The organism is Paraburkholderia sp. BCC1885 (assembly GCF_900996235.1).
Lineage (GTDB): Bacteria > Pseudomonadota > Gammaproteobacteria > Burkholderiales > Burkholderiaceae > Paraburkholderia.
Map to the genome: position 1 here is coordinate 1 of NZ_CAAJGM010000236.1, position 19735 is coordinate 19735.

The window sequence follows — 19735 nt, forward strand, 5'->3', positions numbered from 1 at the left end:
GCACGCCGGTCATGAAGACCAGGCCGAATGCGAGCAGATATTCAAAAGGGGAAGGATAGGTAGGCATCACGGCTCCCGGGGAGGATTCGCCAGCACGGCATTGCGCGGGCGGAGTGGGCAGGCTGCTGCTGCGCTCTGAGCCGTGATATGTGGTTCAGTTTTTTTTGATTCGGCCCGGAATAGACCGAAGGAAGGAGAGAGTCATTGGCTGAGTTCGACCCTGAGCCGCCACTGGGTGCCCGCGAGTTGTGCGGCCGCTTTCGAGATCGGAACGGTCGGTCTCGTCCATAAAGTTGACCGATCGAAAGCAGTCGACCACGCTCCAGGCAATCCATCTCGGTACGAGAACCTTCAACGTCCCCCGTTCCGTCTACATCAGTGCCCCCGCTTTATGCCTGCCAGGAATGACTGTTATCGACGGCGCCTGCCTTCTTCGAAAAGGCGCTGACCTTCATCATTTGATCACCGTCAACCAATAGGAGCAAAACGATGAGCAACTTCCAAACCTACACGATCGATAACGCACCGGCCGCCTCGAAGGCTAGCCTCGAAGACACGAAACGCGCCTTTGGCTTCGTCCCCAACTTGCAGGCGCATATGGCGGAATCGCCCGCGCTGCTGGCCGGTTACTCTGCGCTATGGGACCTGTTCTCGAAGAGCACGCTGACACCCCACGAACAGCAGGTGGTCTACCTGACCTCGAACTTCGAGAACAACTGCCATTACTGCATGGCCGGTCACAGCACGCTGGCGAAGATGATCAAGATGGACGCAGGCGTGATCGCCGCACTGCGCGCCGGCACGCCGCTGCCCGATGCAAAGCTCGAAGCGTTGCATCGATTCACGACGCTCGTAGTGCGTGAGCGTGGCTTCGTCCCGGACGCCGATGTCGACGCGTTTCTCGCCGCTGGCTACACCCGTCAGAACGTCCTCGAAGTGATTCTGGGCGTGGCAATCAAGGTGATGAGCAACTACACCAACCATATCGTCCACACCGAACTCGACGGCTTCATGGCTGGTAATGAGTGGACCAAACCGGTCGCTGTTGCTGCCTAAGCCGTCTCGGGGAGCCGCCTCGCGGCTCTCGTCCAACCGCCTATCGAAGCTTATCGAGGAACCGAAATGTCCACGTTCGACCGCTATAAGGATGCATATCCCAACGCCAAACTGACCCGTACGCCGGACGGTGTGCTCGAGGTCCGCTTCCATACCGATGGTGCGAAGCTCGTATTTAATGGCCATACGCATGAACAGTTCACCGACATGTTCCATCAGATCGGCGAAGACCCGGATATGGCCGCAGCGCAAAACGCGGCCTGACTCCACTGATACATCAATTCCCCTATTCCTCTCGACGGAGAACACTCATGTCACTGCAAGACAAACTCGACGCATTCCGGGCCGACTTCAAGGCAGGCAAACCGCCGTTCAATGCACCAGCGGAGATTCATCCGGTGATGGAACGCGCCACGGCAGAACTGATTGCGAGCGGGCAGGCGGCCCGCGCGATCAAGGCCGGCGACCGCGCGCCGCATTTCAACCTGAAAGATCAGGATGGCAACGACGTATCGTCCGCGGCGTTGCTGGTGAAGGGCCCGCTGGTCGTGACGTTCTATCGCGGCGTATGGTGCCCGTACTGCAATATCGAATTGCAGGCGATCAACGAAGTGCTGCCGCAGATTCAGGCATACGGCGCGAACGTCGTGGCGATCTCGCCGCAAACGCCGGTCAATAGCCGAAAGTCCGTGCGCACCAATGAACTCGGTTTTCCGGTGCTGAGCGACGTGAACGGTCAGACGGGTACCGACTTCGGATTGCGTTTCGCATTGCCCGACTATCTGGTAGATCTGTACAAGAACCTGAAGAACGATCTGCCGGCGTTCAACAACGACCCGAGCTGGACTTTGCCGATGCCCGCGCGCTACGTCATCGGACAGGATGGGATCGTGCTGTATTCGGAGGTCAACCCGGATTACACGCATCGTCCTGACCCGTCGGACATGTTCCCGGTTCTGGAAAAGGCGACGGCCAAGGCCTGAGCTTCACCGCCGACCACGCCGCGCCGGCAAGCCCGATGCGGCGCTTCAACTTTTTCCAATTCGTAGAGGACGTTCGATGACACAACGTACATTTCTCGTAACAGGCGCGACCAAAGGCATTGGCCTCGCGCTGACAGAGCGGCTGATTGCCGACGGCCACCATGTCGTCGGTCTCGCCCGCGAAGCAAGCGATTTTCCGGGCGAACTGGTCCGCGTCGATCTGGCCGACCGTGCCGCAACCGCCGTAGTGCTCGATGATCTCGTGCGACGTCACGCATTCGATGGCGTGGTGAACAATGTCGCGCTAGTCAGACCGCAGCGTCTGGGTGAAGTCGCGCTCAACGATCTCGACGACGTTCTCGCGCTGAATCTTCATCCTGCGGTGCAGACTGTGCAGGCACTGCTTCCCGGAATGTGCGAACGCGGCTGGGGACGCGTCGTCAACATTTCGAGCCTGACGATTCTCGGCATGACGCGGCGCACGGCCTATGCAGCAGCCAAAGCAGCGCTGGTGAGTTTTGCGCGTTCGTGGGCGCTGGAACTGGCCGGCACAGGCATTACGGTGAACGCCGTCGCGCCGGGGCCCACAGAGACCCTGCTGTTTCGCGCGAACAATCCGCCGGGCAGCGAGGGCGAGAAGCGCTATCTGTCCGCAGTGCCGATGGGCCGCTTCGGCCAGCCCCATGAAATCGCCGGGACGATCGAGTTTCTGCTATCCGACGCGGCCGCTTTCATGACCGGTCAGACGCTTTACGTCGACGGCGGCGCATCAATCGGCAAGCTCGCTTTCTGAGGGCGCGCTACCGGTGCCGCTGGCAGCGGCACCGAGTATCTCTTCGACGAAGGCGACGAACGCTCGCGCCTTCGCACTCACCAGGCGTCCGGCCGGGAAGACGGCCCACAGGTCGATCGAGGGCAATTCCCAGTCGGTCAGTACCGCTTGAACCGCGCCATCGGCGAGTTCCGGCGAAAACATCCATTCCGATGCAACCGCAAGGCCCATGCCACCGAGCACCGTTGTACGCATCCCTTCGGCGGCGCTGACGCTGACACGCCCGGACACCACTACCGCCACTTCCTTGCCGTGCTGGCTGAATGCCCACGATTCACCGCCGCCTCGCAACGAGTACACCACCACCTGATGCTGACTGAGGTCCGCCGGCGTCTTCGGCACGCCCGCGTCGGCCAGGTAGGCAGGCGTGCCGACAACGAGCCGGCGACTTTGCGCAATGCGGCGTGCTGTCATCGTCGAATCGTCGAGCGATCCCATGCGCAGGGCAACGTCCACGCCTTTTTCGAGCAGGTCGATGGTGCGATCGTCAAGCACGATATCGATCTGCAGGTTCGGGTGCCGGTCCAGAAACGTCTTGAGCGCAGGGAGGATATGCAGTCGCGCGAAGGTCACGGCGGCGCTGATGCGCAACACGCCGGATAGGCCGGTCGACGCGTCGCGGGCGACGTGCTCTGCAAGGTCCACTTCTTCGATTGCGCGCCTCGCGTGTTCGTAGAAGCGCTGACCCGCATCGGTCGGCGTCAGGCCGCGTGTCGAGCGCAACAGGAGCCGCACGCCGAGTCGCTCCTCGAGTTGCGCGATCGACTTCGAGACGGCCGGTTGCCCGAGTTTGAGCCGCTTGGCGGCTGCCGAGAACGAGCCCGCCTCCACAACGCTGACGTACGTTTCCATTGCTGCCATCCGGTCCATGCCGCTGCTTCTCCTTGAATGACCGTGAAGTCCGTGTCGTAGCTGAGATGTGTTCAGCCGGAAGTCTAGCGCGTCGGAATACCGACCGTGTAATCGCTCGCGTCGAGCGGTCATTGCAATTCCCATTGCAAGCACGATCCGCGGAAACAATCAGCACAAGCCAAACGGCAAAAACCAAACGGCGCAACCGCAGGCGATCCTGCGGTTGCGCCGTTTGGTATAGGTGCAGTCCGATTCAAATAACCGGTGCCGCACTATGGAAGGAATAATCGGTGTAACCGCGTGCATCGCCGCCGTAGAAGGTCGAGCGGTCGTAACGGTTCAGAGGTGCCCCGACGCGCAGTCGCTCGGGCAAATCCGGATTGGAGATGAACAGACGACCAAACGCGACGAGATCGGCGTCGCCTGCTTCGATGATGCGATGCGCACTGTCCGCAGTGAAGCCGCCCGCTGCGATCAGGGTGCCTTTGAACACCTGCCGCAAGTCTTTTGCCGAAACCGCCGACGCGGCCGCGTCAATGTCATCGTTACCGCGCACACGCGGCTCAACCACGTGCAGATAAGCCAGCCCATAGCCGTCCAGTCGACGCGCGACATAGCCGAACGTGGCATGCGGATCGCTATCGGACATCGTGCCGTACGAGCTTCCCGGCGATAGACGAACCGCGATCTGGCTTGCATCCCACACCGAAGCGATTGCATCAAGCACCTCGAACAGAAAGCGTGCGCGGTTCTCTAGCGAGCCGCCGTACGCATCCGTACGGTGATTCGAGCCGTCCTGCAGAAACTGGTCGGGCAAATAGCCATTCGCGGCATGCAGTTCGACACCATCGAAACCAGCCCGTTTCGCAAGCGCAGCAGCGTATCGGAATTCCTCGATTAAGCCGGGAATCTCGTCAAGTGCGAGCGCGCGCGGGACGACCTGTTCAACTTCGACAACCAGGCCGCTTTCGTTGTGGATTGCCGAGTGTTCATAGGCGCGGATGGCAGAAGGCGCGACCGGCACTTCTCCAATGATGTTGGCGGGATGCGCCTGTCGTCCCGCATGCCACAGTTGCAGGAAGATGCGTCCACCTTTCGCGTGGACAGCGCCTGTGACGCGTCTCCAGCCGTGTGTATGTGCTTCGGTGTAGATGCCCGGTGCGCCCACATAGGCGAAGCCGAGCGGAGACACGGAGGTTGCATCGGAAATCAGCAAACCGCCCGACGAAGCGCGCTGCGCATAGTAATCGACCATCAAATCGCCGGGAACGTTGTCGGCGTCGGTGCGCATCCGTGTGAGCGGTGCCATGACGACGCGGTGACTGACCGGATAGGGGCCGACTTGAGTCTCGGTAAAGAGTGGGTTCATTGCGCATACCTGAAAAAAGGGAGAAGACCTCTAGATCTTCCGGGCAAGCGCGAATGTGCAGAAGACAGCACCGGGCGATAACTGTCATTCCTGCGCGGAATACTGAGAAGGGCGAGGCGTCAAGCGTCGTTGGTCATTCCTTGCGGGAATAGCGCTTATCACTCTGGCCGGACTTCACCGGATGTCGAAAGCCACGGAAAGTTCGTCTCACGCCGAACCGATATCTCTCTTAAAGGACCACACGCCGTGTACCACGTTCATGCTTTTGCCACACCCAATTCCGTCAAGGTGCCGATTGCACTTGAAGAGCTCGGCATCGGCTACACGCTGCATGCGGTCAACGTTCGAAAGGGCGAACAGAAGAACGATGCATTTCTCGCGTTAAATGCAAACGGGAAGGTGCCCGTGCTGACCACCGACGACCGCGATTTCACGCTGACCGAGTCAGCGGCCATCCTTGTTTATCTCGCTGAGAAGCACGGCAAGCTCCTCTCGCAAGACCCCGTGCGCCGGGCTCGCACGTTTGAACAACTGTTCGTCCATGCGTCGGGGCTGAGCCCGGCCTTCGGACAAGCCGGTTACTTCCTTAAATTTGCACCGGAAGTGATGCCGCACGCCATTGAGCGCTTCTCGGGCGAAGCGAACCGTCAACTGAAACTGCTCGACGCGATTCTTTCCGGGCAACCGTTCGTTGCGGGCGACGAATATTCCATCGCGGATATCGCGCACTTCGGATGGATATGGCGGCGTACCTTCCCGAACCTGACGCTGGACGAGACGCCACATGTTCAACGCTGGTACGACGCGATGCTTGCACGTCAGGCAGTGACGAAGGCAATCGGGAAACTCGAACTGCTTGCGAAAGAGAACGGTTGATGTCCATCAAGCACAGTGACCGGCGGGAAATCTACGCCGGTCAACTGCTCGCTTGCTGTCCATAACCGACGGGCCAACTTCGGGTCGACCGCTCGGCGGCGCTCGCCGGTCTTTTCGCTTTCGGATACGGCCAGAGGCGCGATATCGGAGTCCTCGCAATAGCCTCCGCCTATGCCGTCGAGCTGATGACTGGTGGCGCACCATACGAGTGTGGCGTCGCCCTGTCCGAGGCTCTTGAAACCCGCCTGTTCAGTCGATAGCAGGTTGCCGTCTGCGTCGGCGGCCCCACACGGCAATAGTCGTCGATATCCAGATGACGTGAGAGCGGCGTGAAGAGCGAGCCGGGATGCAGACTGAATGCGCAAGCGCCCTCCGCCTCAGGATGGTCCACGCCGACGGCAAACAGGACGTTGGTGGTTTTGGACTGCCCATACGTGATCCAATTGTCGTAGGATCGTCGAAATCCACAGGAGACAAGCGATGACCAAGCGACGACACCGAAACCACCCGCGCTTCGTTGCATGAAGGAATGCGGTCCACAAACAGGGCTTGAACTGGAAATGACTCAGCAGGGATCGCAGATGTCAGCGACCGCTCTTGTGGGCGAAAAGAGACGCTCAAAGGAGATTGACAACATGGATGCGAATGTCGCTTCCTGGCCGACTTCTGCCCAACGTGTGGAACGGGCGACTCGGCATACGCGGCGAAGCCTATAGGGGGCTTCTTGCACTCTCGCGCCTTTGGGGGCGTAGATATCTAGCGAGACGACATGGGGACGCTGCTGCTCTCGAATTTGGGCGCTCGCCGCATATGGATCGACATGGATTCATGCGGATCCAAAATGCCTACATGGTGCCTACACGATCTCGTAAACGGATAAAGGGCTGCAGGCGCAAGGCCTGCAACCCTTTGATTCTTTTGGTAGGCCGTACGGGATTCGAACCTGTGACCAACGGATTAAAAGACCCATCCGTCACCAATAGGTAGAAAGGTAAGTTCCGTTAAATCAATGACTTGCAGTGGTAGCCTTCCACTAACCCACTGAGCTTTTAGCCCTTTTGAGGGCGATTTCTGCCTACTTTGGTCAAGTTTTGGTCAAGGTAACCACGATCAACGTGTCAATCGGCTTCTTTTCACGTTGCTCCTGTTCAAGCGTCCTGTGCCCTTTCAGTCCAATGCCGGTTTCGCTCTCCAGGTGTACGTCGTCGCCCGAGCAAACGAGTTCGAGTAACTAGGGAGCAGCTTCATCTTCACGCAGTTGATTCGCAATGTTGAAGACTTCCGCGGGGCCGATCACGTCGAGCCCATCGACCGGTGGCACCCAGAATCACGATTCGCTTTCGCGTCGCCCCTGCAAGCGGGGTGGAGTGTTTCGTCCGTTTTTTCATCGATGCTTCATCTGTGAGTTCAGCTTTTATTTTGGCAAAAATCATGCAAAAACAGTCATTTTTGACGCGGCGAAATTGCCTAATCTTGGAGACCTGTCAATTTAACATCCGCGGAGGATGCCATGAGCACACCTGTCACCATCGGAGAGTTTACCGCTCCGGATTCTAAATTTACCCGCAAAGCCGCTTCACTGTAAGGGCCTCACGAGGGCCGTTGTAGATTTGTGTGCAGGCGCGAGGGATGATGTCGCTTCAGTACCTCATCCTGTCCGGGCCCCGGTTCAATCGATGAGCTTTGGGCTTGGCAAGAAGGCTCACCGCTTTGCAGCGACGTTCCATGGCAGCAATTCGTCGACGCGATTAATAGGGTGATCTGCAATGCGGCTGAGAACATGACACAGATAAGCGCGCGGTTCGATGTCGTTCAGTTTGCAGGTCGCAATGAGCGAATACATTGCCGCCGCGCGATCACCCCCGCTGTCCGACCCAGCGAAGAGGAAATTGCGGCGACCGAGGGCGACACAGCGCAACGCATTTTCAGCTACGTTGTTGTCTATTTCCACGGTCCCATCGCTGCAATACAGCTTCAGCGCGTCCCACTGATTCAAGGAGTAGTTGATTGCCTTGGCCGTTTCCGATTTGCGCGACAAGGTTTGGAGCTTTGCTCGAAGCCAGGCTTCATGGATGTCGAGCAAAGGTTGTGCTTTCTCCTGGCGCACACGTAAGCGTTCTTCGGGAGGCTTGCCGCGAATGCCTGCTTCGATGGCATAGAGTTCGCCGATTCGCTTGAGCGCTTCGGTGGTCGTTTCCGACGGTGTTCGCTCGTGGATTTCGTAGAATTTGCGTCTCGCGTGAGCATGACATGCCGCCTCGCGAACATGCCCGCCTTCTAGCGTCGCGTGATATCCGGCGTAAGCATCAGCCTGAAGAATGCCTTTGAAGTTACGCAGATGTTGCTCGGGGTGTTCTCCTCGTCTATTTGGCGAGTATCCGAACCACGCAGCGGGTGGCTCCAACGACCCGGATCGGCTGTCATCGCGCACATAGACCCAAAGCCGTGCAGTCCTCGTTTTTTTATGCCCCGGTGCGAGCACAGGGATCGGCGTGTCGTCTGCATGCAGCTTGGCGCTACTCATCGTATAGCGTCGCAGCGCCTGGACCAGCGGATCAAGCAATGCCTCGCACATGCCTACCCACCGGCCCATGCTCGCGGTGTCGAGCGTGACATTCTCGCGCGCCGCGATGGCCGATTGCCGGTAAAGCGGCAAGTGGTCGCCGTACTTGCCAACCAGCATGTCGGCCAACAGACTCGGATGGGCAATGCCGCGTTGAATAGGTTGGCTCGGCGCGCCAGGCTGTACGATGCAACGACAGCATGTACAGATCTTCTTGCGACGAATCGTACGGATGACTTTGAAGGTGGCCATGATGCGCCCGAGTTGCTCGGAGACATCTTCGCCCAGCGGCTGCATCTCGGCGCCACACCTGGGGCACGCGAGATCGGGCTTGAGAACGTTCTCTTCGCGCTGCAAGTGGTCAGGGAAGGGTTCACGCGAAGCATGCTCGCGCGGCGTCGAGCTGCTTTTATCGCTATTCTGAGGTTGAGCCCGAGCCGCGAGCATCTCGGCGGCGCCTCGGCTTGCGCTCAGATCCTCCAGGCGAGTCTCAAGCTCTTCAATGACTCGGCCCAGCTTCTCGGACTTACTGCCGAATTGCATACGCTTGTACTTATCGATCGGCGCCTTGAGCTTCTCGATTTCCAGATCGCGCTCAGCCATGTCCTGTTGCATTTGCGAGATCGACGCGCGTGCCTCAAGCAACATGGCTTTGAGTGCATCGACATCATCAGGCGGGAGATCGGCGCCGTTCGACATAGGCGCAGTTTACGAGTATGCCGCGCGGTTTACAACATCGACAACGCGTCGGTGCGACGGGGCTGTCTCCAATCGATGTCCTCAAGGAGCATCGACAGCTGTGCGTAGCTCAGATGGACCTTGCCACTGTCGGCCTGCGGCCAGACGAAACGACCGCGTTCGAGCCGCCTGGCGAGCAGCCAGAGTCCGTCCTCTGTTGCCCAAAGAATCTTTACCAGGTCGCCGCGGCGCCCTCGGAAAATAAAAACGTTGCCGCCCAGCGGGTTCTCCTCAACGTCGTGTGCACCTTCGCACATAGCCCCTGAAACCCGCATCGCATATCGGTGACGCCCGCCGCCAGCCAGATGCGTGTGCCCGCCGGAAGGCTGATCACGATCGTAGGCTCCCCAACACGGTTCGCAACGTATCGGCATCGACCACGCCGTCGACTCTGACCACGGAACGGCCGATATGAATCTCGATCTTACCGGCAGGAGCTACCGGTTTTACACCCTCCGGCTCCGCCGGCAATGTCGGCGCAACGACCGCCGGCGCTTCATTCAGCACAACAACCGGAATGAGCGCCGCAGACCCAGTCTGCTGCCGGGCTCGATATCGCCGTCGCCATGCGAACAGCATGTTCGCATTGATGCCGTGCTCTCGCGCCAGCTTTGCAACTGACACCCCTGGCTCGCAGGCGGCCGCGGCGAGGCGCTCCCGAAGCACGGGGTCGTAGTTTGGGCGCCCCTTTCGGCTGCCCGCCTTCTTCTCTTCGGACTGTGACAAAGTGATGCCCATCAAATTGGAATGATGGACACCACTTTGATGTCGCTCCGCGTCACCGTCTATGACGGTCTATGCGAGGCCCTTACTCATCAAGTCATGCACACGAAAAACCTTCGCAAAAAGGGAGGCGTCCATATAAAAGTCATACTGTCTTAACAATCAGAGACGCTCAAGGGGCCAGAGATCCAAAAAAAAATGTGCATTGATCAGCCAGACGCACCGGACGGTACGTCTGGCGGTGATCGCGCAATTACTACATAAGTACGGTGTCACCCCGGCAAATAACCGGTTCCCGTCAATACTCATTCGGAAGCAGAATCGTCGTCGCTGAACGGTCCGCCTCCGTAATGACTGGACGGCGACAATGAACTTGTCCGGTCAGCCGCATGATCGTCGGCTGGCAGGTCTATGCCGAGGAGAGCGCCGCCCAGGCGAGCGAGGTCCTCAAGGATCTCTGCGCGCGCGAAGCGATACAGCCCAATCAAGTCATTCTGCATTCCGACAACGGCGGCCCGATGAAAGGCGCCACGATGTTGGCTACCTTGCAGGCCTTGGGTGTCATGCCATCATTGAGTCGCCCGAGTGTTAGCAACGACAACCCGTATTCAGAATCGCTGTTCAAAACGCTGAGATACCGTCCGGCCTATCCGCTCAAGCCGTTTGACACGCTATGCGCCGCGCGAAATTGGGTCACCGAGCTGGCGCGCTGGTACAACCATGAGCATCGCCACAGCGCGATTCGCTTCGTCACGCCCGCTCAGCGGCACAACAATCTTGACCAAGGCATCCTGGATCGTCGTGCAGCGCTCTATGAGAGCGCCCGACAGAATAATCCGCTGCGTTGGGAAGGCCAAATACGCAACTGGCAGCGCGTTCATGTCGTCCATCTCAATCCAGATCGCGCCGACAAAACCAGCACCGTTCCACCACCTTTTCACGAGGATCTAAAAGCAGCCTGAATTTTATGCGTCGAGGCGACAACTAGCTTGAAAATTTCCGTACACCACGGCGTACATCGAGCTGATCTTTACCTTCTACCGGCTGTTTGGCTGGGGGATGCGGCAGATCACCGGCTATATGGAGGACTACTGGGCGACGCGCGGGCTGGATATCCCGGTGCCAAGCGCCAGTCAGCTGGGCGAACGGTTTGCTTCATTAGAGGTGAGCGTTACGCAGCGTTGCGAGCAATTGGCCCGACGTCTCGCGCGCGGCGAGAAGATCAGTCTCGTCGTCGACAGTACGGGATTGAGCTTTGGGCGGGCGAGCCAGTGGTACGAGGAAAAGTACGGTCAGAAGGCCGCGCGCACGCCGTGGCGCAAGATGCATCTGTCGATCGACGCGGACATGAACGTTCAACCTGCCCAGTCGCCGACGAGATGACTGAGATGGTCTGTCATCAACCTGGTCGTAAGCCTCTTGTCGCCGGCCAATATCGCGTCAAGAATGGGTAGATGTTCTTCCGCCGACTTGGTCAGCTCCCCGCGCTTCGAAAGAGCCTTCAGGCCATATTGTCTCGTTTGGTCGCGAAGGTTTTCAACGATGGCGACGAGTCTTTCGTTTTTGAGAAGCGACAGCAGTCCAATATGGAAGTTTCGGTCGGCATCCAGATAACCGACAATGTCGCCACTCTTTGCGCTCTTGACCATACCTGCAGCAATCGCCGCAAACTTTTCCTTGTGCGCGATGATCTCATCGGACATTGTCGCGAGTTTGGCCATCGATGGGATTTCTATCAGTTTTCGCAGATCGTAAATATTGCGTCGCTCTTCATCGCTGAGCGGAATGACGCGAAACCCCCGATTCTTGACCGTCTCCATCAGACCGTCATTGACAAGGGTCAGCATCGCTTCACGCACGGGGCTGTTCGAGACGCCTAACTCAGTTGCCAAAGCGGCAGCCGAGTAGATCACTCCCGGAGCCAGGTCTCCAGAAATCAGGCGCATCTTAAGAACGGCCAATGCCTGATCGCGCAGGTTTGTCTGATGTAGGGTAATCTCCACCGAGCCCTCGGAGTAAAATACTAGCGGTGACATATCATACACTTTGAATCACCTCCGTACCATCGCGGACCGTTGCTCGTGGCCTGAAAGTCAAGTTTCTATTTTTCTTTCAGAGGACGATCAACCGTCCCGAGGCTGCCGAACGGTATATTGCATCGACCACCCGTACCGAGGACATCTCGGCTTTGTCGCTGATGGGTGCCTCGTTCCCGAGTAAGGCCGATACTATCTTTTCGAGTTGCAACCGCTGGCCGTCAGTGGGGTATTCTCGCGGGTTGTCAGTGTCTCCAAAGCTGAATCCCGCAGGCGCGTCAATACGGTAATCATCATGTTTTGAGCGACGAAAGACAATCTGGTCGTACTCGCCGTTTATGATGATGGAACCCTCGGTACCTGATATCGACAGCAGGTGTCGCTGGCCTGGATATGCGGCGGTGGACGAAGAGAATGTGCCGAACGCCCCGCTCGCGAACTGGAAAATAGCGACGGCAACATCTTCCGTGTCGATGTCGTGAAACGCAGTTCTCGTGTGCGCGGATACAGAAGTAATCGGACCCAGGATGAACTGGGCCAGATCGATCATGTGCGTCGACTGCGTGATCACGCAGCCACCACCCTCAAATTTTCCAGTACCTCGCCACGCCGCATCACCATAGTAGTGAGGAGGGCGGAACTGGTTGTCGACGATGTTTGCGAGGATGACACGTCCGAGCTTGCCGGCCCTAAGGTCATCAATCGCCCGGTGGGCAGCCCCTGCATGACGTCGTTGATAAATGACGAACAGGCCCGTCCCGGCATTGTTGCATGCGTCAACGATGGATTGAGCTCGCTCTTCGTTGATTTCCAGAGGCTTTTCAACCACCACATGCTTGCCGGCCTGCGCTGCAGCGACGGCGTAATCCATGTGTGTTCCATTCGGCGACGCGATGATAACCGCATCGATGTCAGGCTCCGCGAAAAACTCTGACACATCCGAGTAGTGTCGCGGGATTGAGAAGGCGCGAGCGAATTCCTCTGCTGCTCTCGGACGTCGGGCATAGACCGAAAGCAGGGATGCCCCCTCGACACGCCGAAGCTCGCGAGCGTGGGTTTCCGCCGCGACTCCTGCGCCGATCAGGCCGAAGCGTATCAATCGCCTGGACATTCAATCCCCCTCAAGCCACTTGGCGAGGTTTGCTATCGCGCCGCATGCCGGTCTTGTCGCGTTCCATGAGGCGCGCCCGAGCCCGCTTTGCCGCTTCATGCGCCGAGCCCGTTGCGATTTCCATGTTTCCAATCTCAGCAAAGTAATCGCCTGCAAAGTGGATGTCGACATCCGCACGTTCACAGTATACCAACATGGGTTCGAAATTGAAGTTCGCCGGACGATAGGTATTGCCGGGAATCCAGCGCTGAACAATTGTTTCCTTGATATGCCCCTTCAACTGCGGATACATCTTCAGTACGTCCGCAAGGTAGATGTCGCGGATCTCTTCGTCCGTGCGTTTGAGCAGCTCTCTTGCTGGCGTTCCACCGGAATAGACCATCAAGCTACCGCCTGGCTTTCGTGGCCCACCGGTCCTCAAAGGATTCGCATGATTGAAGAACATGTCGAAGGACAGATCGGGTGTCGTGATGGCGTAGATGTCGTCGTACGGCATCGGCCCGGCTTCGTCCGTAATGATGCCCATCGTTGGGAAGGGGCCGTATTGCACGGACTTGAGTACGGCGCGGACATCCTCGGGCACGTCCTGGACGATTTCAGCTGCCTGGTAAGCCGGCACGGCGACGATAACCTGTGCCGCGGTTACCGTGCGTTCGACACCGCCCACCTCGTATGACACCGTTACGCCGGTCCCCGTTTTCCTCACCGATCGGACCGTCGCCTGGTATTGCACGCGGTCGCCAAGGAGATCCATCATCACTTCTCCAAGGCGACCTGATCCACCGTTAAGGTTGAGCGCCATCGAGTCTCCTTTTCCCGCCCAAACAGCGCCAAACAGCGAAACACCGACGCCGGCGTGCTGATCTTCCATCTCAGCGGCGGCGCGCCGACTCGCGGATTGAAATAGCGCATCGAGCCGGTTAGGCAAACGACCAAGAAAGTCGCGAAACGACAGGTGACCAAGGTATCTGGCCACGCGTGCGCGCCGCCGCTGGTTGTTTTCCCCATAGACTGGTTGCATGGCCTCCTGCCACCCTTTAACGGCCTTCATGGTTCGCATCCCAACCTTTGCAAGTGTGATGCGCTCTCGAAGCGTCATGGGAAGAGTGAAAGGCAAAGCGGAGACGGCCTTCGGAGCATAGACCTTACCGGCCCAATGGATCGCAAACTTGTTTCCAGGAATCCGGATGATGTCCAGTCCGATCGAATGCAGGATGTTGCGCATATGCGAGCCGGCGGCGGGAAAGAGATGGCCTCCGAGATTGAGCCAGTAGTCCCCTCGACTTATTGAATACAGCCGTCCTCCGAGACGGTGCGTCTTCTCGAGCACCAGGATCGTCCGGTCCCGCAACTCCCACGAGGCGGAAATCCCCGCGGGGCCTCCACCGATGACGATAACATCGTAGTCCGTCGCAATCTTGTCAGCAGTTTCCATCTCGTCCTGTTTGCATGGTAGGTAAGGAAAATCGAAAACAGCGGCTTGTCGTTTGCACCAGTAAAAAAGCTTGTCCACTTGATTGGTAAGCGGTAATGTATTACCAGTGAGTCGTTACTGTCAACTGACCACAAAATATGGCTCGCGACACTGGCCTACAACCACATGACCTGAGGAGTTTCCCGATGTACCAACATCGACGTTACGCACTGCGTTTGATTGCAGCGGTACTCACTGGCGTATTCATGACTGTGACCGCCAGTGCAGAGGTAGTCGCCCAGAAGTCGGACAAAGTTGCAGCTCTGCTCCCTGATGACATACGAGGAGCGGGAGTGCTCCGGATTGCCGTTCCGGACATTGGCAAGCCCTTGGCGTTCAAGGACGGGAACGCGCTTAAGGGGATGGACGTGGACCTCGCCAATGCGGTAGCTCAGGTGATGGGGCTAAAACCAGAAATCTCGTTGATCCCGTTCTCCGCGGCGCTAACCGGCCTACAGGCGGACAAGTTTGACATTTCGTTCGGGGAGTTCTACGTAACGAACGAGCGTCTCAAGGTTGTTGACTTCGTGACCGATTGGCAGGACTACAGTTCGTTCTTGGCCCTGAAAAGTGCGAAATATAGGCTGGCTTCGCTAGGGGACATCTGCGGTAGGTCTGTAGGTGCGATGGCTGGCTCTGCCGAACTGGAGAGCCTTAAGGCGGCTGCGCCGAAGTGTGCCAGCAATAATGCCGCCACCGTCAGTAGTTTCCCATCCGTGAGCAATGCTGTTCTCGCAATGCACAGTGCGCGTGTCGACGGCGTGCTGATCAACCGTGGCGGTGCTCAGGAGTCGATCCGGATGGATGACGGCCTTGTTGCGACTGGAGAGATTGGAGGCGGTCCGACTGCAACTGCGATCGCGCGTAACAAGAACGCTGAAAAGCTGGGACAGGCGCTGGAAGCAGCATATGACCAACTGATTGGAAGCGGCGTCTACACTGAGATCATGAAGGCGAATGACACGTCTTACGGTGCAGCGAAGAGTGCGATCATCTATCAGCAGGGGTCTACGCCTCCTAATTACGGTTTTTAGCCACGCCGGCCACGTATGGGTTATTGATCGAGGTGCAGCTCGCGACGGCTGCCCGAGTTTTTTTGCTCGGGTTGGTCCAGGCTTTTCAGTTGTCCAGATTCCTGACAGAACCAGGGGCGCGCGGAGCTCCCGTGGGTCGCTGACGCGCTATCCCGGTGACGGGACGCACCATCTCGACAACAATCAGGTCGAAACCCAGATCGGCGCACGGACCGTCGTTCGATTTAACTGACCATTCGCCGGATCGCCACGCGGGGGCGGCCGCGCGGCCAAAATCATGAGTCTCATCCTTTAGGCGCAATTCAACGGACATACTCCCTATGCGCGTCTTAGGGACATCCTGAAGCGGCAGTCAACTCGCATTGATGTCGCCGCTCTCCTCGAACGGCGAGTCCGGTGTCCACCCGTCGGGTTCCGCCATGCGCCTGCATCTGCTTGCACTAGCACGCTATCCCCTTCCAGCGATGCCGCAATCTGCTTTATTGGCAACCTTGACGCAAAAAATCATAACTGTCACTATGTGCAAGGCTACCGGTTATCGATTACTAGATCGACCGAGCTGGCGAGTTTACACGATGATGTTTGGGGGCGCAGAAAATGCATATGACCGGGAAGCTTCGAGACGAGAGCACGATGACCGTGGTTCCGCTTAAACATCATGGGCGCTGGGTTGCGGCGGGAGTTTTACTTGTAACATTGGTTGGGCTCGCCACATCAATGATCACGAATTCGCGCTTCAAATGGCAGATTGTTGGTCAGTACCTGACGAATGAGTCGATTCTTTCTGGTCTGTTGACCACGATATGGCTCACTGTTGCCGCCATGGCGATTGGGATTGTGCTGGGAACCGTTCTCGCTTTGATGCGGGTGTCAGAGAACCCCGTTTTGAGGACTGTGGCGTCCGGATATGTCTTCCTATTTCGGGGCACTCCGCTGCTGGTTCAGCTCATATTCTGGTACAACCTCTCGGCTCTTTACCCAACACTGACGCTGGGCTTCCCCTTCGGTCCATCTTTCGGGTCGGTCGAGGCGAACAGGATCATCACGGTGTACGTTGCCGCGTTGCTGGGGCTAGGTCTGAACGAGGGGGCCTACATGTCAGAGATTGTCCGCTCCGGGCTGGCAGCGGTGCCCACGGGGCAACGAGAAGCCGCCCAAGCGTTGGGTCTTTCCGGCTTCAGGGTCATGACGAGAATCGTATTGCCACAGGCCATGCGAGTAATTGTCCCGCCGACCGGGAATCAGCTCATCGGTATGCTCAAGACTACGTCGCTGGTTAGCGTCATCGCCCTTGAGGAGTTACTGTATTCGGCACAGTTGATCTACACGGCCAACTTTCAGACGATCCCGCTCCTCATTGTTGCGTCGGTCTGGTATCTCGTCCTGACAACGGTGCTGTCCGTTGGGCAAAGTTTCCTCGAACGGCACTTCGGGAAAAGCGATCGCAAAGCGACTGCAGCTAAAGTGATCGCGATCGATCAAACGAAAATTTCAAACGCCGGGATTTGAATATGCTGAATCTGAATTCCAACGATCTCAAGAAGGATTTCGCCCTCGTTGCCCGCGGCGTGGAGAAATCGTTTGGTCCTCTCAGGGTGTTAAAGGGGGTCGATCTTCGTATTGAGTATGGCAAAGTTGCGTGCATTCTAGGACCGTCCGGCTCGGGAAAAAGCACCTTTCTTCGGTGCATGAACCATCTCGAGCGGATCGAAAAGGGGCTTTTGCAGGTGGCCGGGGAAATGGTTGGTTACCGGGAGCATAAAGGAACGTTGTACGAGTTGAGGCCGAGCGAGATAGCGCGCAAGCGGGCCGACGTCGGGATGGTCTTTCAGAATTTCAACCTGTTCCCGCATATGACCGTGCTGCAAAACATTATTGAGGCGCCGGTAAACGTGAGGAAGATTCCGAGGACCCAGGCGGTGGACGAGGCGATGAATCTTCTCGCCAAAGTTGGTCTGACAGCAAAGGCTTCGGCCTATCCAAACACGCTGTCCGGCGGTCAACAGCAACGCGTGGCCATTGCGCGCGCCCTCGCGATGAAACCGAAGCTTATGCTTTTCGACGAACCGACCAGCGCGCTTGATCCTGAATTGGTTGGCGAGGTTCTTAATGTCATGCGAGCCCTCGCGGCCGATGGAATGACTATGATTGTCGTGACCCATGAACTAGGTTTCGCACGAGAGGTAGGCGATCTGGTCGTCTTTATGGACGGCGGCGTAATAGTCGAGCAGGGAAGCCCTTCAGATGTCTTTAACAACACTCAAACCGCCAGAACAAAAGCATTCCTTAGCAAAGTTCTATAGCAAAAACGGAGTTCTATGATGTCCATTCCTTACGCGGTCCGTACGCAGGCGTTTATCGGCGGAAAGTTTGTCAAGGCAGAAAACGATGCGGTATTCGAAAACCTGAACCCTGCGAGCGGACAACTGCTGAACGTTGTTTCGTCTTGCTCAGAACACGATGTCGATGTGGCGGTAAAGTCAGCACGCAAGGCGTTCGAGACCGGCGTCTGGAGCAAGCTCGATCCGCGCGAGCGAAAAAAAATACTACGCAAGTTTTCCGATCTTATTGAAGCCAACGGGAATGAAATCGCGTATCTGGATTCGGTCGATGCAGGCAAACCCATTTCCGACTGCCAAAACATCGATATTCCGGATGTCGTCAACAATATCCGCTGGTATGCAGAGTCGATCGACAAAGTTTTTGGGAAGATTTCGCCAACGGGCCAGGACAAGCTCGGCCTCGTTGTTCGCGAGCCGGTTGGCGTGGTTGGCCTTGTCCTGCCGTGGAATTTTCCAGCAGGAACGTTGTCGTGGAAGATTGCGCCAGCGTTGGCAGCAGGCAATTCTATCGTCGTGAAGCCGGCAGAACTGGCCCCGCTTTCTACGCTTCGTATCGCGGAACTGGCGTTCGACGCCGGAATTCCCGCTGGTGTTTTCAATGTCGTGCCGGGGTTGGGGCACGTCGCGGGGAAGGCGTTGGGTTTGCATCCAGATGTGGACATCATTTCTTTTACCGGTTCCACGGAAGTTGGGCGTCATTTCCTGCGCTACGCGGCTGAAAGCAACCTGAAGAAAGTTGTTCTTGAGTGCGGTGGCAAGAGTCCGCAGATTGTTATGGCTGATTCCGCTGACCGTCTTGAATCGATTGCGGAGAATCTTGCCGGCGCAGCGTTCTGGAACATGGGCCAGAACTGCACGTGCGGGTCGCGAATTCTGGTGCAGTCCAGCATTAAAGATCAATTTGTTGAACGACTGAAAAAAGCGGCGAAATCCTGGTCAGTTGGCGAACCGACCAATCCGGAGACCAGGCTGGGCCCCTTGATCGAGGCGTCCGCATTAAAGCGTGTCCTGAGCGCCATAGATGAAGCAAGGAAAGACGGTGCGCGTGTGGTGGCAGGTGGAAATCAGGTCATGCAGGAAACCGGTGGCTGGTTTGTGGAGCCGACGATAGTCGACAACGTGAGCCCCACCAGCGCGCTTGCACAAAACGAAGTTTTCGGGCCGGTGGTCGCCATCATCTCTTTCGATACCGAAGAAGATGCAATACGTCTTGCAAATGACTCGATGTACGGTCTTGCGGCGACCTTATTCACCACAAACCTGGATGTAGCGATTCGAGTCTCACGCCGGATTCAGGCAGGGACGGTTGCGGTGAACGGATACGGAGAAGGCGATATCACGACACCTTTCGGCGGGTATAAAACTTCAGGGTTTGGCGGCTACGACAAAGGCATTGAAGCGTTCGATCAATATACCCAGCTGAAGACGATCTACATCTCGCTCGATCTGACTCGATGACCTTGTTTCAGGAAGCGAAGTAGGCGCGGACACGGGGCTGGAGTCAGATCTTTTTCTGGCTGATTCTGACCCCGTGCTGCCTTATGCTGCCGCGCTTCCGCTACAGGGTAAGCGGCTCGGCCCGACCGTTTCGCCATGCTGACTTTTCCAAAGCATGATGAGGGCGTTCAGATCAACGGAGCCAGTCAGCCATGTCGAACGCAGGGGGCGCAGCCCATCCCCGTCGCACGTACGCGCGAAAATTCAAGCAGCAGGTGATCAGAGAGACGTTGGTGCCTGGCATGTCGG

18 protein-coding genes and 2 pseudogenes are annotated in these 19735 nt (G+C 57.5%); 11 read left to right on the forward strand and 9 right to left on the reverse strand.

All coding sequences use genetic code 11. The features are described 5' to 3' along the window. The first annotated feature begins 489 nt into the window (after window positions 1-489). From FQ755_RS29870 to FQ755_RS29885, 4 genes are all read left to right on the forward strand, one after another. Window positions 490-1056: a carboxymuconolactone decarboxylase family protein gene (locus FQ755_RS29870; protein WP_144159510.1), complete on the forward strand. Its 567-nt coding sequence runs from the start codon at window positions 490-492 to the stop codon at window positions 1054-1056. A 66-nt stretch (window positions 1057-1122) separates the two neighbouring features. Continuing rightward, window positions 1123-1320, forward strand: a complete 198-nt coding sequence (locus tag FQ755_RS29875; RefSeq protein WP_222105799.1) for a hypothetical protein — start codon at window positions 1123-1125, stop codon at window positions 1318-1320. Between the two features lie 47 nt (window positions 1321-1367). Beyond that, the gene (locus FQ755_RS29880) at window positions 1368-2039 is read left to right on the forward strand and encodes a peroxiredoxin-like family protein (RefSeq protein ID WP_144159513.1); all 672 of its coding nucleotides are present in this window, start codon (window positions 1368-1370) and stop codon (window positions 2037-2039) included. 76 nt (window positions 2040-2115) lie between these two features. Then, on the forward strand, window positions 2116-2832 hold the full coding sequence (locus FQ755_RS29885) for an SDR family oxidoreductase (RefSeq protein WP_144159516.1): 717 nt from the start codon (window positions 2116-2118) through the stop codon (window positions 2830-2832). On the opposite strand, the gene FQ755_RS29890 is transcribed toward FQ755_RS29885, so the two are convergent. Together FQ755_RS29890 and FQ755_RS29895 are read right to left on the reverse strand one after the other, a co-directional pair. Further along, window positions 2809-3741, reverse strand: coding sequence for a LysR family transcriptional regulator (locus FQ755_RS29890; protein WP_144159519.1), 933 nt, complete (start codon window positions 3739-3741; stop codon window positions 2809-2811). The genes FQ755_RS29885 and FQ755_RS29890 overlap by 24 nt on opposite strands. Window positions 3742-3976: 235 nt before the next feature. Continuing rightward, a complete protein-coding gene (locus FQ755_RS29895) occupies window positions 3977-5092 on the reverse strand; it encodes an alkene reductase (protein WP_144159522.1) in 1116 nt (371 codons plus the stop codon). Window positions 5093-5221: 129 nt separating this feature from the next. Here FQ755_RS29895 and FQ755_RS29900 point away from each other — a divergent pair, with 129 nt between their 5' ends. Further along, the gene (locus FQ755_RS29900) at window positions 5222-5968 is read left to right on the forward strand and encodes a glutathione S-transferase family protein (protein WP_260858923.1); all 747 of its coding nucleotides are present in this window, start codon (window positions 5222-5224) and stop codon (window positions 5966-5968) included. A gap of 1702 nt (window positions 5969-7670) precedes the next feature. Here the strand turns inward: FQ755_RS29900 and tnpC are convergent. Genes tnpC through tnpA form a run of 4 tightly spaced genes read right to left on the reverse strand, consistent with a single transcriptional unit; the run spans window position 7671 to window position 10007 of the window. Then, window positions 7671-9230 carry an IS66 family transposase gene (tnpC, locus tag FQ755_RS29910; protein ID WP_144159525.1) on the reverse strand — a complete coding sequence of 520 codons (1560 nt, stop codon included), beginning with the start codon at window positions 9228-9230 and terminating at the stop codon, window positions 7671-7673. 29 nt (window positions 9231-9259) lie between these two features. Continuing rightward, window positions 9260-9490: an IS66 family insertion sequence element accessory protein TnpB gene (gene tnpB, locus FQ755_RS29915; protein ID WP_409937782.1), complete on the reverse strand. Its 231-nt coding sequence runs from the start codon at window positions 9488-9490 to the stop codon at window positions 9260-9262. Then, window positions 9442-9549 (reverse strand): hypothetical protein, encoded by a 108-nt coding sequence (locus tag FQ755_RS38805; protein ID WP_409937783.1) that lies wholly within the window; start codon window positions 9547-9549, stop codon window positions 9442-9444. The genes tnpB and FQ755_RS38805 overlap by 49 nt, the downstream gene beginning before the upstream one ends. A 50-nt stretch (window positions 9550-9599) precedes the next feature. Further along, window positions 9600-10007: an IS66-like element accessory protein TnpA gene (tnpA, locus tag FQ755_RS29920; RefSeq protein WP_144159557.1), complete on the reverse strand. Its 408-nt coding sequence runs from the start codon at window positions 10005-10007 to the stop codon at window positions 9600-9602. Between the two features lie 368 nt (window positions 10008-10375). Here tnpA and FQ755_RS29925 point away from each other — a divergent pair. Both FQ755_RS29925 and FQ755_RS29930 read left to right on the forward strand, forming a co-directional pair. Next, window positions 10376-10954, forward strand: a pseudogene (locus FQ755_RS29925) (transposase); the annotation flags it as partial. A gap of 52 nt (window positions 10955-11006) precedes the next feature. After that, window positions 11007-11375: pseudogene (locus FQ755_RS29930) on the forward strand (transposase); the annotation flags it as partial. Here FQ755_RS29930 and FQ755_RS29935 read toward each other — a convergent pair. The 3 genes from FQ755_RS29935 to FQ755_RS29945 all read right to left on the reverse strand — a co-directional run bounded on the left by FQ755_RS29935 (window position 11348) and on the right by FQ755_RS29945 (window position 14574). Continuing rightward, on the reverse strand, window positions 11348-11995 hold the full coding sequence (locus tag FQ755_RS29935) for a GntR family transcriptional regulator (protein WP_222105800.1): 648 nt from the start codon (window positions 11993-11995) through the stop codon (window positions 11348-11350). The pseudogene FQ755_RS29930 and the gene FQ755_RS29935 sit on opposite strands and share 28 nt — an antisense overlap. A gap of 109 nt (window positions 11996-12104) precedes the next feature. Beyond that, complete coding sequence (locus FQ755_RS29940) at window positions 12105-13139, reverse strand: Gfo/Idh/MocA family protein (protein WP_144159538.1); 1035 nt, start codon at window positions 13137-13139, stop codon at window positions 12105-12107. Window positions 13140-13149: 10 nt separating this feature from the next. Next, on the reverse strand, window positions 13150-14574 hold the full coding sequence (locus tag FQ755_RS29945) for a protoporphyrinogen/coproporphyrinogen oxidase (RefSeq protein ID WP_144159542.1): 1425 nt from the start codon (window positions 14572-14574) through the stop codon (window positions 13150-13152). Window positions 14575-14759: 185 nt separating this feature from the next. Between FQ755_RS29945 and FQ755_RS29950 the strand changes: the two genes are divergently transcribed. From FQ755_RS29950 to FQ755_RS29965, 4 genes are all read left to right on the forward strand, one after another. Next, the gene (locus tag FQ755_RS29950) at window positions 14760-15647 is read left to right on the forward strand and encodes a transporter substrate-binding domain-containing protein (protein WP_144159545.1); all 888 of its coding nucleotides are present in this window, start codon (window positions 14760-14762) and stop codon (window positions 15645-15647) included. A 633-nt stretch (window positions 15648-16280) separates the two neighbouring features. After that, on the forward strand, window positions 16281-17156 hold the full coding sequence (locus FQ755_RS29955; RefSeq protein ID WP_260858924.1) for an amino acid ABC transporter permease: 876 nt from the start codon (window positions 16281-16283) through the stop codon (window positions 17154-17156). 2 nt (window positions 17157-17158) lie between these two features. Next, complete coding sequence (locus FQ755_RS29960) at window positions 17159-17950, forward strand: amino acid ABC transporter ATP-binding protein (RefSeq protein ID WP_144159548.1); 792 nt, start codon at window positions 17159-17161, stop codon at window positions 17948-17950. 15 nt (window positions 17951-17965) lie between these two features. Next, window positions 17966-19447, forward strand: a complete 1482-nt coding sequence (locus FQ755_RS29965; protein WP_144159551.1) for an aldehyde dehydrogenase — start codon at window positions 17966-17968, stop codon at window positions 19445-19447. The last annotated feature ends 288 nt before the right edge of the window (window positions 19448-19735 follow it).

Excerpts from the sequence above, each read along its gene's own strand:
- FQ755_RS29870 (WP_144159510.1), top strand. The coding sequence starts at position 490 with ATGAGCAACTTCCAAACCTACACGATCGATAACGCACCGGCCGCCTCG.
- FQ755_RS29875 (WP_222105799.1), top strand. The coding sequence starts at position 1,123 with ATGTCCACGTTCGACCGCTATAAGGATGCATATCCCAACGCCAAACTG.
- FQ755_RS29880 (WP_144159513.1), top strand. The coding sequence starts at position 1,368 with ATGTCACTGCAAGACAAACTCGACGCATTCCGGGCCGACTTCAAGGCA.
- FQ755_RS29885 (WP_144159516.1), top strand. The coding sequence starts at position 2,116 with ATGACACAACGTACATTTCTCGTAACAGGCGCGACCAAAGGCATTGGC.
- FQ755_RS29890 (WP_144159519.1), bottom strand. The coding sequence starts at position 3,741 with ATGGACCGGATGGCAGCAATGGAAACGTACGTCAGCGTTGTGGAGGCG.
- FQ755_RS29895 (WP_144159522.1), bottom strand. The coding sequence starts at position 5,092 with ATGAACCCACTCTTTACCGAGACTCAAGTCGGCCCCTATCCGGTCAGT.
- tnpC (WP_144159525.1), bottom strand. The coding sequence starts at position 9,230 with ATGTCGAACGGCGCCGATCTCCCGCCTGATGATGTCGATGCACTCAAA.
- FQ755_RS38805 (WP_409937783.1), bottom strand. The coding sequence starts at position 9,549 with ATGCGATGCGGGTTTCAGGGGCTATGTGCGAAGGTGCACACGACGTTG.
- tnpA (WP_144159557.1), bottom strand. The coding sequence starts at position 10,007 with ATGGGCATCACTTTGTCACAGTCCGAAGAGAAGAAGGCGGGCAGCCGA.
- FQ755_RS29940 (WP_144159538.1), bottom strand. The coding sequence starts at position 13,139 with ATGTCCAGGCGATTGATACGCTTCGGCCTGATCGGCGCAGGAGTCGCG.
- FQ755_RS29945 (WP_144159542.1), bottom strand. The coding sequence starts at position 14,574 with ATGGAAACTGCTGACAAGATTGCGACGGACTACGATGTTATCGTCATC.
- FQ755_RS29950 (WP_144159545.1), top strand. The coding sequence starts at position 14,760 with ATGTACCAACATCGACGTTACGCACTGCGTTTGATTGCAGCGGTACTC.
- FQ755_RS29955 (WP_260858924.1), top strand. The coding sequence starts at position 16,281 with ATGACCGTGGTTCCGCTTAAACATCATGGGCGCTGGGTTGCGGCGGGA.
- FQ755_RS29960 (WP_144159548.1), top strand. The coding sequence starts at position 17,159 with ATGCTGAATCTGAATTCCAACGATCTCAAGAAGGATTTCGCCCTCGTT.
- FQ755_RS29965 (WP_144159551.1), top strand. The coding sequence starts at position 17,966 with ATGATGTCCATTCCTTACGCGGTCCGTACGCAGGCGTTTATCGGCGGA.